Source organism: Leifsonia sp. 22587 (assembly GCF_052044215.1).
Taxonomy (GTDB): domain Bacteria; phylum Actinomycetota; class Actinomycetes; order Actinomycetales; family Microbacteriaceae; genus Leifsonia; species Leifsonia shinshuensis_C.
In genome coordinates this window covers 144,594-158,184 of sequence record NZ_JBQENB010000001.1, presented here as the reverse complement: position 1 = coordinate 158,184, position 13,591 = coordinate 144,594, and the positions used below count along the sequence as shown (strand labels likewise).

At 72.5% G+C, this 13,591-nt stretch carries 14 protein-coding genes; 10 read left to right on the top strand and 4 right to left on the bottom strand.

Going from position 1 to position 13,591, the window contains the following annotated elements:
- Positions 1-10: 10 nt before the first annotated feature.
- Positions 11-1,567, top strand: coding sequence for a molybdopterin-dependent oxidoreductase (locus ACTJI1_RS00765; RefSeq protein ID WP_440741157.1), 1,557 nt, complete (start codon positions 11-13; stop codon positions 1,565-1,567).
- Positions 1,568-1,628: 61 nt separating this feature from the next.
- On the top strand, positions 1,629-2,318 hold the full coding sequence (locus tag ACTJI1_RS00760; protein ID WP_440741156.1) for a DedA family protein: 690 nt from the start codon (positions 1,629-1,631) through the stop codon (positions 2,316-2,318).
- 148 nt (positions 2,319-2,466) lie between these two features.
- Here ACTJI1_RS00760 and ACTJI1_RS00755 read toward each other — a convergent pair whose 3' ends face one another.
- Positions 2,467-3,048 carry a TetR family transcriptional regulator gene (locus tag ACTJI1_RS00755; RefSeq protein WP_440741155.1) on the bottom strand — a complete coding sequence of 194 codons (582 nt, stop codon included), beginning with the start codon at positions 3,046-3,048 and terminating at the stop codon, positions 2,467-2,469.
- Positions 3,049-3,162: 114 nt separating this feature from the next.
- The gene (locus ACTJI1_RS00750; protein WP_440741154.1) at positions 3,163-3,573 is read right to left on the bottom strand and encodes an arsenate reductase ArsC; all 411 of its coding nucleotides are present in this window, start codon (positions 3,571-3,573) and stop codon (positions 3,163-3,165) included.
- 228 nt (positions 3,574-3,801) lie between these two features.
- Here ACTJI1_RS00750 and ACTJI1_RS00745 point away from each other — a divergent pair, with 228 nt between their 5' ends.
- Positions 3,802-4,152: a metalloregulator ArsR/SmtB family transcription factor gene (locus tag ACTJI1_RS00745; protein WP_440741153.1), complete on the top strand. Its 351-nt coding sequence runs from the start codon at positions 3,802-3,804 to the stop codon at positions 4,150-4,152.
- An 8-nt stretch (positions 4,153-4,160) separates the two neighbouring features.
- Here the strand turns inward: ACTJI1_RS00745 and ACTJI1_RS00740 are convergent, their stop codons facing one another.
- Positions 4,161-4,532, bottom strand: a complete 372-nt coding sequence (locus ACTJI1_RS00740) for a cupin domain-containing protein (protein ID WP_440741152.1) — start codon at positions 4,530-4,532, stop codon at positions 4,161-4,163.
- A gap of 74 nt (positions 4,533-4,606) precedes the next feature.
- On the opposite strand from ACTJI1_RS00740, the gene ACTJI1_RS00735 reads away from it, so the two are divergent.
- From ACTJI1_RS00735 to ACTJI1_RS00715, 5 genes are all read left to right on the top strand, one after another.
- Positions 4,607-6,130, top strand: a complete 1,524-nt coding sequence (locus ACTJI1_RS00735) for an ATP-dependent DNA ligase (RefSeq protein WP_440741151.1) — start codon at positions 4,607-4,609, stop codon at positions 6,128-6,130.
- A 22-nt stretch (positions 6,131-6,152) separates the two neighbouring features.
- Complete coding sequence (locus tag ACTJI1_RS00730; protein WP_440741150.1) at positions 6,153-7,133, top strand: Gfo/Idh/MocA family protein; 981 nt, start codon at positions 6,153-6,155, stop codon at positions 7,131-7,133.
- A 76-nt stretch (positions 7,134-7,209) separates the two neighbouring features.
- Positions 7,210-7,956: a 3-hydroxybutyrate dehydrogenase gene (locus tag ACTJI1_RS00725; RefSeq protein ID WP_440741149.1), complete on the top strand. Its 747-nt coding sequence runs from the start codon at positions 7,210-7,212 to the stop codon at positions 7,954-7,956.
- Entirely contained in the window at positions 7,953-8,837 is an 885-nt protein-coding gene (locus ACTJI1_RS00720) for an alpha/beta fold hydrolase (protein WP_440741148.1), read from the top strand. Before ACTJI1_RS00725 ends, ACTJI1_RS00720 begins: the two co-directional genes overlap by 4 nt.
- Positions 8,834-9,886 (top strand): alpha/beta hydrolase, encoded by a 1,053-nt coding sequence (locus ACTJI1_RS00715; RefSeq protein ID WP_440741147.1) that lies wholly within the window; start codon positions 8,834-8,836, stop codon positions 9,884-9,886. The genes ACTJI1_RS00720 and ACTJI1_RS00715 overlap by 4 nt, the downstream gene beginning before the upstream one ends.
- A gap of 90 nt (positions 9,887-9,976) precedes the next feature.
- On the opposite strand, the gene ACTJI1_RS00710 is transcribed toward ACTJI1_RS00715, so the two are convergent.
- On the bottom strand, positions 9,977-10,597 hold the full coding sequence (locus ACTJI1_RS00710; protein ID WP_440741146.1) for a TetR/AcrR family transcriptional regulator: 621 nt from the start codon (positions 10,595-10,597) through the stop codon (positions 9,977-9,979).
- An 81-nt stretch (positions 10,598-10,678) separates the two neighbouring features.
- Here ACTJI1_RS00710 and ACTJI1_RS00705 point away from each other — a divergent pair, with 81 nt between their 5' ends.
- Positions 10,679-11,719, top strand: coding sequence for an agmatine deiminase family protein (locus tag ACTJI1_RS00705; RefSeq protein WP_440741145.1), 1,041 nt, complete (start codon positions 10,679-10,681; stop codon positions 11,717-11,719).
- Positions 11,716-13,416: an amidase gene (locus ACTJI1_RS00700; RefSeq protein ID WP_440741144.1), complete on the top strand. Its 1,701-nt coding sequence runs from the start codon at positions 11,716-11,718 to the stop codon at positions 13,414-13,416. The genes ACTJI1_RS00705 and ACTJI1_RS00700 overlap by 4 nt, the downstream gene beginning before the upstream one ends.
- Positions 13,417-13,591: the final 175 nt, after the last annotated feature.

The window sequence follows — 13,591 nt, the reverse complement described above, 5'->3', positions numbered from 1 at the left end:
CAGAAGCGTGATGAATCAGCGCACGAAGAACAGGGCCGGCACCATCCTCTGGGCGGCCCTCGCGGGCGCTGTCAGCGGAGGGGTGTTCCTGGCCGTCGCCGAACTGGTCGCCCTGGTCACCGTGAGGGACGCCGGCCCGATCCTGGCCGTCGGCTCGTTCGTCATCGACATCGTGCCGCGCTGGGCGAAGGAGTTCGCCATCGAGGTGTTCGGCTCGAACGACAAGCTGTTCCTGCTCGCCTCGCTCGGGCTCGCCGTCTTCGTGGCCGCCGCCGTCGCGGGCGTGCTGGAGCTGTGGCGCCGCCGGCTCGGCGCCGCTCTGTTCGCGGTCGCGGGCGTCGTCGCCGTCGTGGCGACGCTGACCCGCACGGGCGCGACGCTGCTCTCCGCGCTGCCGTCGGCCGTGGGGGCCGTCGCCGGCGCGCTCCTCCTCACGTTCCTCATCGGGCGCCTCCGCCGCTGGCGCGACGCGCGCGCGGCGGGCGCCGCCGACGCGGGCGTCGACCGCCGCCGCTTCCTCGTGCTCACCGGCGTCGCGGCGGTCGGAGCCGTCGTCGCCGGCGTGGGGTCGCGGCTCGGCTCCGCCGCGACCTCGTCCATCGCTGCGATCCGCGCGGCGGTCCGACTCCCGGCCCCGCGCTCTCGCGTGACGGTGCCCGCCGGCGCGGAGCTCGACGTGCCGGGCATCTCCCCGCTCTTCACCGCGAACGCCGACTTCTACCGGGTGGACACCGCGCTCACCGTGCCCTCCGTCGACCCGGCGACCTGGAAGCTGACGGTCGACGGGATGGTCGAGAAGCGCGTCGAGCTCAGCTTCCAGGACCTCCTCGACATGGGACTGGACGAGTACTCCGTGACCCTGACCTGCGTCTCGAACGAGGTCGGCGGCAACCTCGTCGGCACGGCGAAGTGGCTCGGCGTCCGGGTGCGGGACGTGCTGGCCATGGCACGCCCCCGCTCGGGCGCCGACATGGTGCTGTCCCGCAGCGCGGACGGGTTCACCGCGAGCACGCCGCTGCAGGCGCTGACGGATGCGAACCGCGACGCGATCCTGGCGGTCGCCATGAACGGCAAGCCGCTGCCGCTCGAGCACGGCTTCCCGGTGCGGATGGTCGTGCCCGGGCTCTACGGGTACGTCTCGGCGACCAAGTGGCTGACCGAGCTGAAGGTGACGACGTTCGCCGCCGACCAGGCGTACTGGACGCCGCGCGGCTACAGCGCCAAGGCGCCGATCAAGCTGTCGAGCCGCATCGACACCCCGCGCGTCGACAAGCCGGTGGCCGCCGGTCCGACGAAGATCGCCGGGGTCGCCTGGGCCCAGACCGTCGGCATCCGGAGCGTCGAGGTGAAGATCGACGGCGGCGACTGGCAGCAGGCGAAGCTCTCGACGCCGATCAACGCCGACACGTGGGTGCAGTGGTCGCTCGACTGGCAGGCGACGAGCGGCAGCCACACGCTCTCGGTCCGCGCAACCGATCGCGCCGGCCGGATGCAGGAGCAGAAGCGCGAGCCGATCGCCCCGAACGGGTCGACCGGCTGGCAGCAGACGTTCGTCCGCGTGAGCTGAGCGCGCCCGGGCGAGTACAGCATCCACGGGTCTCCCATCCTCCGTGGGTAGCGTCGTCCACATGACCGGAACGACGCTCGCCCTCGCCCTTCCGACCGCCTCCCCCTCTTCCACCGACCCGGCAGCCCTCGGCGGCATCGCGGGCGCCGCCGCCCGCGTGATGACCGCGCTCGGCGAGGTCGGGGTCGGCATCTGCGCGCTCGCGGAGGTGGTGTTCCCGCCCATCCCGAGCGAGGTCATCCTTCCGTTCGCCGGGTTCCTCGCCTTCCAGGGCTCGCTCAACGTGGTCCTGGTGCTGCTCGCCGCGACGCTCGGCAGCTTCGCGGGGGCCGTCGTGCTCTACCTGCTCGGCCGGAGACTGGGCGAGGATCGGGCGGTGCGGCTGCTGGCCCGCCTGCCGCTCGTGGACGAGAGCGACTTCCGCACGTCGGCGGACTGGCTGCGCCGCCACGGCCGCGGTGCGGTGTTCTTCGGCCGGCTCGTGCCCCTGGTCCGCAGCCTCATCTCCCTGCCGGCCGGCGCGACCCGGATGCCGTTCGGCCGGTTCGCGCTCTTCACCCTGGCCGGGACGCTGCTGTGGAACGCCCTGCTCGTGGGCGCCGGGTTCGCCCTCGGCACGCAGTACCACCTGGTCGAGCGCTACACCGAATACCTCGATGTCGTGATCTACGCCGCCGTAGGCCTGACCCTGGCCTGGCTGATCGTCCGGCGCGTGCGCCGGTCGCGCGCCCGTCGCGGCGAAGCCGAGTAGGCCGGCAGAACGGGCGCCGGGGCGCGCCCCGACTCCAGAACGAGACGGGGCGCACTCCCCCAAGTGACGGCGCAGACAGCCGTCGATTTCCCCGGCTTAAAACATACTGACTTACCGGTTTGACCGCAACAACCGCTTTCCCGACGGCTCAGGATGCGGTGAGAGCCGGGCGCAGCGCATCCCACATGCGGGTCACATCCCGGGGCAATCCGTCCAGCGTGCCGAGCTCGTCGGCGATCATGTAGGCGCCGAAGAAGGAGTGCACCGCCACCGTGGCGAGCTCCCGCGCATCCACGTCACGAAGTCCCCGGTCGTCGATCTCCTGCTGCAGCAGCCCGCCGATGACCAGGATCCAGCGGTCGTACGGGCTCTGCTCGACCATCGGCGGGAACAGCGTCTGCGAGAGCTTCATCGCCGCCCGCACCCGCACCTCCCGCACGAACACGGCGGCCACGCGCTGCGTCAGCTCTTCCGCGGCCGCGAGCCCCCGGAGGCCCGACTCGGCGACCTCGCCGATGATGACCGGCCAGTTGCCGTACTTGTCGTCGACCAGCGCCCGGGCGATGTCGAGCTTCGACTTGAAGTGGAAGTAGACCGCGCCCTTGGTGGACCCGGTGCGCTCCACGATCCGCTCGAGCCGCGCGCCCTGGTACCCGTGCTCATCGAACTCGGCGGCCGCGGCGTCGAGGATGGCGACCCGCGTTCGCTCGGCGCGTTCCTGTCTCGGCATTACGCGTCGCCTGTCTGCAGAGGGGGAAGTGGACGAGACGACGATAGCGCGGCGATCCGGTGCGCCGACGGAAAGGGGACATCCGCGAGAGGGTTCTGCGAACATCCGCGCCGCTCAGGCCGGAAGGAGCTCCTCGAGCAGCGTCGACACGCGCGCTTTGATCTCGTCGCGGATCGGACGCACCTCGTCGATCGGGCGTCCGGCCGGGTCGGTGAGCTCCCAGTCCTCGTAGCGCTTGCCGGGGAAGATCGGGCACGCGTCGCCGCAGCCCATCGTGATGACGACGTCGGATTCGCGCACGGCATCCGTGGTCAGGATCGCGGGCGTGTACCCGGCGATGTCGATGCCCTCTTCGGCCATCGCCTGCACGGCGACCGGATTGATCGTGTCGCCCGGTTCAGAGCCCGCGGAGAGCACCTCGACGCGGTCGCCGCCGAGCTCGCGGAGGTAGCCGGCGGCCATCTGGCTGCGGCCCGCGTTGTGCACGCAGACGAACAGGACGGTGGGGCGGGTGGATGCGGTCATCGGGTCTTCCTGTCGGCGGTCGGGGTGGCGGTCGGGCCGCCGCCCCGGAAGAGCGGCGGCCCGGTGCGTCAGCAGCAGTCGGGCGGGCAGGACCCGTCCGGAAGCGGCTGGCACACGTCGGTCTCGCAGCAATCCATGTCGTTTCTACCTCCTTCATCGACGTTTGTCGATGAACACAGGATGAACACATACATTGACGACTGTCAATATAGCGACGAGAATCTCCCCATGGCCATCACCGAGCTGCTCCCCCTCCGCGACCTGCAGGCGTGCTGCGCGCCCATCACCCGCGAGGTCATCAGCGAGGAGAACGCGGTCTCGGTCGCCCGCGCCATGAAGGCGCTCGCCGATCCCGCGCGGCTCCGGCTCCTGTCGATGGTCGCCGCGCACGCCGACGGCGAGGCGTGCGTCTGCGACCTCACCGAGCCGCTCGGCCTCTCCCAGCCGACGGTGTCGCACCACCTCAAGGTGCTCAGTGAGGCCGGATTCCTCTCCCGCAGCAAGCGCGGCACGTGGGCGTACTACCGCATCGTGCCGGGGTCGCTCGATGTGATCTCCGGGTTCCTCGCCACCGTCTGAGCGCGGGATCAGTCCGCGGGGAGCTCGCGCAGTTCGGCGGTGCGCTCCCCCGGGTTGTCGCCCGTGTTGACCGTGCCCGCCGGCTCGACCATCATCACCAGGGCGTCGCCGTCGTCGACACGCGGCCGGTGCTCGACCCCGCGCGGAACGACGAACACGTCGTGGGGGCCGAGCTCCACGTCGCCGTCGCGCAGCTGGATCGTGAGCCGACCCTCGATGACCAGGAACAGCTCGTCGGTCTCCGGATGCGCGTGCCAGACGAACTCACCGCGCAGGCGCGCCACCTTCACGTCGTAGTCGTTGACGCTGGTGAGGCGATGGGGCTGCCACGGGTCCGGGATGAGGGCGAAGGCCGCGTCGAGGTTGTGGACGGGGTTCATGGATGCAGCCTAAGGCGGTCCCGGGACATCGGTCACGACCCCGGAACGTCGGAGGCCGGTGGTTGGATGGGCACGTGCTCCTCGATGCGCTCGTCACCACGGCCGAGACCGTCGCCTCCACCCGGTCCCGGCTGGCCAAGGTGGATGCGCTGGCCGCGCTGCTCGGCGGGCTCGCGCCCGAGGAGATCGCCCCGGCGGTCGGCTTCCTCGTGGGCAAGGCGCGGCAGGGGCGCGTCGGAGTCGGCTGGCGCGGGCTCAGCGGCGCGATGGGCGAGCCCTCCGCCGAGCCGTCGCTCACCGTCGACGACCTGGATGCGCTGCTCGACCGGCTCGCGGCCTTGTCCGGCACCGGATCCGCCGCCGAGCGCACGCGCGTCCTCCAGGAGTTCTCGTCGCGGGCGACCGCCCGCGAGCAGGACTTCGTGACCCGCGTCCTGCTCGGCGAGATGCGCACCGGCGCCCTGGAGGGCGTGCTGACCGATGCGATCGCCCGCGCGTCCGACCGCAGCGGCGACGTCGTGCGGCGGGCCGCGATGCTCTCCGGCGACCTCGGTGAGACGGCCCGGCTCGCCCTCACCGGAACGGCCGAGGAGCTGGAGGCGGTGGGTCTCGAGGTCGGCCGCCCGGTGCTCCCGATGCTCGCCGCCTCCGCTCCGACGCCGACCGACGCGCTCGCGACGACGGGCCGGGCCTCGGTGGAGTACAAGCTCGACGGCGCGCGCATCCAGGTGCACCGGCACGGGGACGACGTCCGCGTCTTCACCCGCAACCTCGCGGACATCACGCACCGCCTTCCCGAGGTGGTCGAGGTGGTGCGCCGGCTCCCGGTGCGCGACGTCATCCTCGACGGCGAGACCCTCTCGCTCGACGAGGAGGGGGCGCCGCGTCCGTTCCAGGAGACCATGTCGCGCTTCGGCGCGGACGCCGCGCGCGAGACGGCCCTGCATCCCTGGTTCTTCGACGTGCTGCACGTCGACGGCCGCGACCTGCTCGACGAGCCGCTCTCCACCCGGCTCGCCGAACTGGAGCGGGTGGCGGGCGAGCATCGCATCCCGGGCGAGATCACCGACGACCCCGAGGTCGCCGAGCGGGTCTCGAGGGACGCGCTGGCCGCTGGGCAGGAGGGCGTGGTCGTGAAGGCGATCGACTCGCTCTACGCCGCCGGCCGCCGCGGGTCGAGCTGGGTGAAGGTCAAGCCGGTGCACACGTACGATCTGGTCGTGCTGGCCGTGGAGTGGGGTTCGGGGCGCCGCCAGGGGATGCTGTCGAACATCCACCTCGGCGCTCGCGACCCCGATGGCGCGTTCGGCGAGCCGGGCGGTTTCGTCATGGTGGGCAAGACGTTCAAGGGCCTCACCGACAAGCTGCTCGCGTGGCAGACCGAGCACTTCCAGGAGATCGAGGTGCGGCGCACGGCGGGCACCGTCCGGGTGGCGCCGACCACGGTCGTCGAGATCGCGATCGACGGCGTGCAGCGCTCCAGCCGCTACCCGGGCGGCATCGCGCTGCGGTTCGCGCGCGTGAAGCGCTACCGCGACGACAAGGACGCGGGCGAGGCGGACACGATCGGCACGCTGCGCGCGCTGCTGCGCGAGTGAGACGCGTCGGTACGATGACCGCATGACGACCTCCTCCCCCGCGTGGGGCATCCTCGGCACCGGCGGCATCGCAGCGGCCATGACGCGCGACCTTCAGCTGGACGGCCACACCGTCGCGGCCGTCGGCTCGCGGACGCCGGAGTCGGCGGCGCGGTTCGCGGCCGCCCACGCCATCCCCCGCTCGCACGGCAGCTACGAACAGCTTGTCGCGGACCCCGACGTCGACGTCGTGTACATCGCGACACCGCATCCCCAGCACGCCCCCAACGCCCTGCTGGCGCTGGCCGCGGGCAAGCACGTGCTGGTCGAGAAGCCGTTCACGATGAACCGCGCCGAGGCCGAGCAGATCGCCGACGCCGCCCACTCCCGCGGCCTGGTCGCCCTCGAGGCCATGTGGACGCGGTGGCTGCCCCACATGGAGCGGCTGCAGGAGATCATCAGCGACGGCACCCTCGGCGAGCTGCGGTCGGTGGCGGCCCACCACTGGCAGCGCACCAACCCGGACCCGCTCGGGCGCATGCTCAACCCGGCGCTGGGCGGCGGGGCGCTGCTCGATCTGGGCATCTACCCGGTGTCCTTCGCGTGGGATGTGCTGGGCGCGCCGTCCGAGGTGCTGGCCCTCTCGATCCCGACCGACACCGGCGTCGACCGGCAGACGTCCATCCTGCTCGGCTACGAGTCCGGCGCGCAGGCGGCGCTGACGACCGGCCTGGACGCCGTGGGCGACAACAGCGCCGTGATCGTGGGCACCGACGCGCGCGTCGAACTCGATGCCACGTTCTACGCTCCGACGTCGTTCCGCGTCGTCGCCTCCGACGGTCACGTCGTCGAGACCTACGAGTCCCGGATCAGCGGGCGCGGGATGCAGTACCAGGCTCGTGCGATCGAGCGCCTCATCGCGGCGGGCGGCGGCGAGGACGTGCGGCTGCCGCTCACCCAGTCGGTCGAGATCATGGGCACGCTGGACAGCATCCGGGAGCGCATCGGGCTCTCGTACGACTGAGCCGCGACCCTTCCGTTCCCCCGGCGCGCGGCGTTAGAGTGCGGCCGAGGCCGATGGCGGCCGGGAGGAGGTCGCGATGACGGATCTGACCGGGCGCAGGGCGCTCGTCACCGGAGGCGCCAGCGGCATCGGGATGGCCTGCGCCGAGGCGTTCGCGGAGGCAGGCGCGCGGGTGACGATCGCCGACCTGAACGGCGACGAGGCGCGCCGCGTCGCCGCCCGGCTGCGCGGGGACGCCTGGGAGATCGACCTCTCGAAGACGGAGGAGCTGGCCGAGCTGACGCTCGACACCGACATCCTCGTGAACAACGCCGGCATCCAGACGGTCCGCCCCATCCCGGAGTTCGAGCCTCAGACCTTCGCGCTCATGCTGCGGATCATGGTGGAGGCGCCGTTCCTCCTCATCCGCGCCGCGCTGCCCGGGATGTACGACCGCGGCTTCGGCCGGATCGTGAACATCTCGAGCGTGCACGGGCTGCGCGCGTCGCCGTTCAAGTCCGCGTACGTCACCGCGAAGCACGCGCTCGAGGGACTGTCGAAGACGACGGCGCTGGAGGGGGCGCCGCACGGCGTCACCTCGAACTGCATCAACCCCGGGTATGTGCGGACGCCCCTGGTCGAGAAGCAGGTCGCCGACCAGGCGCGCGTGCACGGCATCCCCGAGGACGAGGTGCTCGAGAAGGTGCTGCTCGCGGAGGAGGCGATCAAGCGGCTGGTCGAGCCGTCCGAGGTCGCCAGCCTGGCGCTCTGGCTCACCGGCGACACGGCCGGGATGGTCACCGGCGCCAGCTACACCATGGACGGCGGGTGGAGCGCACGATGACCGGAGCCGAGCATCCCCTCGCGGTCCCGGTGCGCGGGGGCACGCTGGCCGGCGGCGACTACAACCCGCACGCGACCGGCGCGCCGCTGCTGGCCGTGCACGGGATCACCGCGAACCACGTGGCCTGGATGCTCGCCGCGGCAGCGCTGCCGGACCGCCGCATCATCGCGCCGGACCTGCGCGGACGAGGGCGCAGCGCGGGCCTGCCGGGACCGTTCACCCTCAACGACCACGCCGACGACCTGACGCGGGTGCTCGACGCCCTGGAGATCGAGCGGACCACCGTGGCGGGCCACTCGATGGGCGCGTTCGTCGCGGTCCGGCTCGCGCAGCGGCATCCCGACCGGGTGGAGCGGCTCGTGCTGATCGACGGCGGCCTCCCCATCCCGCTCCCGGAGGGCGTGCCGCCGGAGGACCTGCCTGCCGTCGTGCTCGGCCCCGCGCTGGAGCGTCTGCGCATGCGATTCCCGTCGGCGCAGGCCTACGAGGACTTCTGGCGCGCGCATCCCGCGATCGGGCCCTGGTGGAACGCGGCGATCGCCGACTACGTGGCGTACGACCTCGTCGGCGAGGAGCCCGAGCTGCGCTCGAGCGTCGACCCGGCGGCAGTCTCGGTGAACGCGCTCGAACTGGACGGATCGGCGGGCTACGCCGACGCCCTCGCCGGGTTGCGGCTGCCCATCGACTTCGTGCGGGCGCCACGTGGCCTGCTCGACGGGCCGCCCCTCTACGAGACCTCCGTCGTCGAGGAGTGGGGCCGGCGCCTCCCGGATCTGCGCGCGCACGAGGCCCACGACGTCAACCACTACACGATCCTGATGACGGAGGGCGGCCTGCGGCAGGTCGTGCCCGTCCTCGACCCGAAGGAGACCCACGCATGACCGGAACCCTGCTGCCGGGCATCACCGCCCGCCGCATCGCCACCGACCGCTACGCGGCCAACGTGCTGGAGCGGCCCGCCGACGGCGACGCGCTGCAGACGGTGCTGTTCGTGCACGGGAACGTGTCGTCGTCGCTGTTCTGGCAGCCGCTCATGCTGGCCCTCCCGCCGGGCATCCGTGCGCTGGCCGTCGACCTGCGCGGTTTCGGCGACAGCGAGACCCTCCCGGTGGATGCGACCCGCGGCGTGCGGGACTTCTCCGACGACGTGGCCGCCGTGGCGGACGCCCTCGGCCTGGGCGCGACCCACATCGTCGGCTGGAGCCTCGGCGGCGGGGTGGTCATGCAGCTGCTGCTGGACCGGCCGGACCTGGTGTCCACCCTCACTCTGGTCTCCCCCGTCTCGCCGTACGGCTTCGGCGGCACCGCGGCCGACGGCTCGCTGCTGAACCCGGACGCCTCCGGCACCGGCGGGGGCGGCGCGAACCCCGACTTCGTGGCGAGACTCGCCGCCGGCGACACGACGGAGGACGCGCCCACCTCGCCGCGCGCGGTCTACCGCTCCTCGTACGTCGCCCCGGGCTTCGAGTCCGAGTACGAGGACCTGTGGGTGGAGTCGATGCTCTCCACGGCGACCGGCCCCGACAACTACCCGGGCGACGCCGGCGCGTCGGAGCACTGGCCCGGATTCGCGCCCGGGACCCGCGGCATCCTGAACACCCTCGCGCCGACGTACTTCGACGCGTCCGGGATCGTGGACGCACCTGCGAAGCCGCCCATCCTGTGGATCCACGGCGCGGTCGACGCCATCGTCGGCGACGCGTCCTTCTTCGACCTCAACCAGCTCGGCGCCGCCGGGATCATCCCGGGCTGGCCGGGCGACGAGGTCGCCCCGCCGCAGCCGATGCTGGCGCAGACGCGCGCGGTGCTCGGCCGCTACGCGGACGCCGGCGGCACGACGCGCGAGGTCGTCTTCGACGACTGCGGCCACTCCGCCCACATCGAGAAGCCCGACGAGTTCCGCGCGGAGCTGCTCGCCTGGATCAGCTGAGCCCGGCGGCCGTGGCCGCGGCCGCCGAGTGGTGACATATGGTCGCCATTCGACGGAGATTCGAGCGTCCACTCACGACTCGATCGCGGCCTACGGTGTCAGCGCGCGATCGAGCGCCCCGCGGCGCAGGCCGAGCATCCCCTCCACGGCGTGCGCGAGCACGGGGCCGCGGTCGCCGCCGGCGCCCCAGCGGACCAAGGCCTGCGCATTCAGTCCGTCGATCATGCCGAGCAGCTGCCACGCCGTCTGGGCCGGGTCGTCGGCCGAGAAGTCTCCGGCATCGACACCCTCCGTGACGATGGCGAGGATGAGCTCCTGCCAGGCGTCCATCTGGGCCCGCACCGCCGCGGCGAGCGCCTCGTTGCGACGCCCCAGCGCCCACGCCTCCACCCAGACCAGCGTGACGTCGTCGCGTGTTCCGTCGAGCAGCGTGCGCAGCAGAAGCGCCAACCGCTCGACGGCCCCCTCGGCGGGCGCGAGCAGCGAATGCACCTCCGCGAGCTCGGCGCCGACGACGGCGGTGAACGCCGAGGCGACCAGCTGATCCATCGCCGGGTGGTAGTGCGCGACCAGCGCGGGAGTGACGCCCGCACGTCCGGCGACGCTGCGCAGCGTGACGGCCGCGAGCCCGTCGGCCAGCGCCAGGTCGCGGGCCGCGGTCGCCAGTTCGGCGCGGCGCTCCGCGGGCGGTCGGCGGGGTGCTCTTGACATGGTCCGCCCAGTATAGGTACCTTCTGGGTGAGTTATTGATCATTCGATCAACAGATGTCGTCTTCGACCGATGGAGGCCCGATGACCTGGCGCATGCCCGCCGAGACCGCACCGCACGAGCGCACGTGGATGGCGTTCCCGCGCGCCGGGCTGACGCTCGGCGACGACGCCGCGTCCGCCGAGGAGGCCTACGCCGCCTGGACGGCCGTCGCCCACGCCGTCGCCGAATACGAGCCTGTGACCATGGTCGTCGACCCCATCGAACGCGAGCGCGCCCGTCGAATGCTCGGCTCGCACGTCGACCAGGTGGAGGCGCCGCTCGACGAGTTCTGGATGCGCGACTTCGGCCCGACCTTCGTCGTCGACGACGAGCGACCCGGCGTGCTCGGCGCCGTCGACTGGACCTTCAACGGCTGGGGCGACCCGGAGTGGGCGGAGTGGCGGAAGTCCGCCGAGATCGCCCGGTTCGTGGCCGAGCGGACGGGCGCCGAGCTCGTCAGCTCCCTGCTCGTCAACGAGGGCGGCGGCATCCACGTCGACGGCGAGGGGACCGTGCTGCTCACCGAGACGGTGCAGCTCGACCCGCGCCGCAACCGCTACGCCGACAAGGAGCGGGTGGAGGCGGAGCTCGCGCGCACCATCGGCGCCACGCACGCCATCTGGCTGCCGCGCGGGCTCACCCGCGACTACGACGACTTCGGCACCAACGGCCACGTCGACATCGTGGCGACCATCCCGTCCCCCGGCACGCTGCTGCTGCACACGCAGCGCGACCCGGAGCACCCCGACTACGAGGTGTCGCGCGACCTGCACGCCAGGCTCGCGGAGACCACCGACGCGGCCGGACGGTCGTGGGAGATCGTCGACCTGCCCGCGCCGGCCACCCTCCGCGACGAGGAGGGGTTCGTCGACTGGAGCTACGTCAACCACCTCGTGGTGAACGACGGCGTGGTCGCATGCGGCTTCGGCGAGGAGCGCGCGGACGCCGAGGCGACCGAGATCCTCGAGGCCGCCTACCCCGGCCGTCGCGTCACGATGGTCGACTCGCGGCCGATCTTCGCCCGCGGCGGCGGCATCCACTGCATCACCCAGCAGCAGCCGGCGGTGGAGGCGGTCCGATGACGTTCGACGTGGTGGAGGCACCGATCGCCGAGCTGCGGCGAGCGCTGGAGGCCGGGGAGACGACGAGCGAGGAGCTCGTGACGGCGTACCTCGCGCGGATCGACGCATACGACGCCGCGGGCCCGCGCCTCAACGCGGTCGTCGTGCGCAACCCGGACGCGATCGATGAGGCCCGCGCATCCGACGCCCGCCGGGCGGCCGGAGCGACCCTGGGACCGCTGGACGGCATCCCGTACACGGCGAAGGACAGCTACCTCGCCCGGGGGCTCACCGCCGCGGCGGGGTCCCCCGCATTCGAGCACCTCGTCGCGCAACGGGACGCGTTCACCATCGAGCGCCTGCGCGCCGGCGGCGCCATCCTGCTCGGCCTCACCAACATGCCTCCCATGGCGAACGGGGGGATGCAGCGCGGCGTCTACGGTCGCGCCGAGTCCCCGTACAACGGGGACTACCTCACGGCGGCGTTCGGGTCCGGATCCTCCAATGGGTCCGGAACGGCGACCGCCGCCAGCTTCGCCGTCTTCGGTCTCGGCGAGGAGACATGGTCGTCCGGCCGGGCGCCTGCATCCAACAACGCGCTGTGCGCCTACACCCCGTCGCGCGGCGTCATCTCGGTGCGCGGCAACTGGCCACTCGTGCCGACGATGGATGTGGTGGTGCCGCACACGCGCACCATGGCAGACCTGCTCGAGGTGCTCGACGTGATCGTCGCCGACGACACCGAGACCCGCGGAGACTTCTGGCGCGCCCAGCCCTGGGTGCCGATCCCGCGCGCCTCCGAGCTGCGGCCGTCGTCGTACCCGGCGCTCGCGGAGGGTGCCTCGCTCAGCGGACGCCGGATCGGCATCCCGCGCATGTACATCAACGCCGACCCGGACGCCGGCACGGCCGAGCGCCCGGGCATCGGCGGCCTGACGGGGCGGCGCATCGAGACGCGCGACTCCGTGATCGCGCTCTGGGAGGCGGCGCGCCGCGACCTGGAGGCCGCGGGCGCGACCGTCGTCGAGGTCGACTTCCCGGCGGTGTCGAACTACGAGGGCGACCGTCCCGGCGCACCGACCATCGCGACGCGAGGCCTCGTGAGCCCTGCGTACCTGCGGCGCGAGATCGTGGACCTGTCGGCGTGGGCGTGGGACGACTTCCTCGCCGCGAACGGCGACCCCGCGCTGCGGACGCTGGCCGACGTCGACGGCGCGCGGATCTTCCCGCACCCGGAGGGCGCACTCGCCGACCGGTACGACGGTTTCGAGGACGACATCGCCGACTACCCCGCCTGGGTGCGTGCGCATCCCGGAACGACGCTCGAGAGCATCCCGGAGCTGGAGTCCGGTCTGCGCGGGCTGGAGGAGACGCGCCGCGTCGACCTGGAGGAGTGGATGGACGGGCTCGGCCTCGACGCCGTGGTGTTCCCCGCGGTCGCGGACGTCGCCCCGGCGGACATGGACGTGAACCCGGCCTCCGCCGACCTCGGCTGGCGCAACGGCGTCTGGGTCGCGAACGGCAACCTTGTGCCGCGGCACCTGGGCATCCCGACGGTCACCGTGCCGATGGGGACGATGACGGACACACGGATGCCCGTCGGCCTGACGTTCGCCGGCCGAGCCTACGACGACGCGGCCCTGCTGCGGCTGGCCGCCGCCTTCGAGGCGACCGGCCGCCGCCGCACGGAGCCGCCGCGCACGCCGCGGCTCGGCTGACGCCGTCGCGGCCGGCGCTTCGCGCGGCCCGTCGCGTGTGGCCCGTCGCGCGGCCCCGTCGCGCATGACCTTTCACGATTTGTGCCAAATCGTGGTTATGAGCGTCGCATAACCGCGATTTGGCACAAATCTTCACGCGGCGGCGCGGGGTGGCCCGGTGCGGGCTCGGGGTCCG

Coding starts and splice junctions, on each gene's coding strand:
- ACTJI1_RS00765 (WP_440741157.1), top strand. CDS start 11: ATGAATCAGCGCACGAAGAACAGGGCCGGCACCATCCTCTGGGCGGCC.
- ACTJI1_RS00760 (WP_440741156.1), top strand. CDS start 1,629: ATGACCGGAACGACGCTCGCCCTCGCCCTTCCGACCGCCTCCCCCTCT.
- ACTJI1_RS00755 (WP_440741155.1), bottom strand. CDS start 3,048: ATGCCGAGACAGGAACGCGCCGAGCGAACGCGGGTCGCCATCCTCGAC.
- ACTJI1_RS00750 (WP_440741154.1), bottom strand. CDS start 3,573: ATGACCGCATCCACCCGCCCCACCGTCCTGTTCGTCTGCGTGCACAAC.
- ACTJI1_RS00745 (WP_440741153.1), top strand. CDS start 3,802: ATGGCCATCACCGAGCTGCTCCCCCTCCGCGACCTGCAGGCGTGCTGC.
- ACTJI1_RS00740 (WP_440741152.1), bottom strand. CDS start 4,532: ATGAACCCCGTCCACAACCTCGACGCGGCCTTCGCCCTCATCCCGGAC.
- ACTJI1_RS00730 (WP_440741150.1), top strand. CDS start 6,153: ATGACGACCTCCTCCCCCGCGTGGGGCATCCTCGGCACCGGCGGCATC.
- ACTJI1_RS00725 (WP_440741149.1), top strand. CDS start 7,210: ATGACGGATCTGACCGGGCGCAGGGCGCTCGTCACCGGAGGCGCCAGC.
- ACTJI1_RS00720 (WP_440741148.1), top strand. CDS start 7,953: ATGACCGGAGCCGAGCATCCCCTCGCGGTCCCGGTGCGCGGGGGCACG.
- ACTJI1_RS00715 (WP_440741147.1), top strand. CDS start 8,834: ATGACCGGAACCCTGCTGCCGGGCATCACCGCCCGCCGCATCGCCACC.
- ACTJI1_RS00710 (WP_440741146.1), bottom strand. CDS start 10,597: ATGTCAAGAGCACCCCGCCGACCGCCCGCGGAGCGCCGCGCCGAACTG.
- ACTJI1_RS00705 (WP_440741145.1), top strand. CDS start 10,679: ATGACCTGGCGCATGCCCGCCGAGACCGCACCGCACGAGCGCACGTGG.
- ACTJI1_RS00700 (WP_440741144.1), top strand. CDS start 11,716: ATGACGTTCGACGTGGTGGAGGCACCGATCGCCGAGCTGCGGCGAGCG.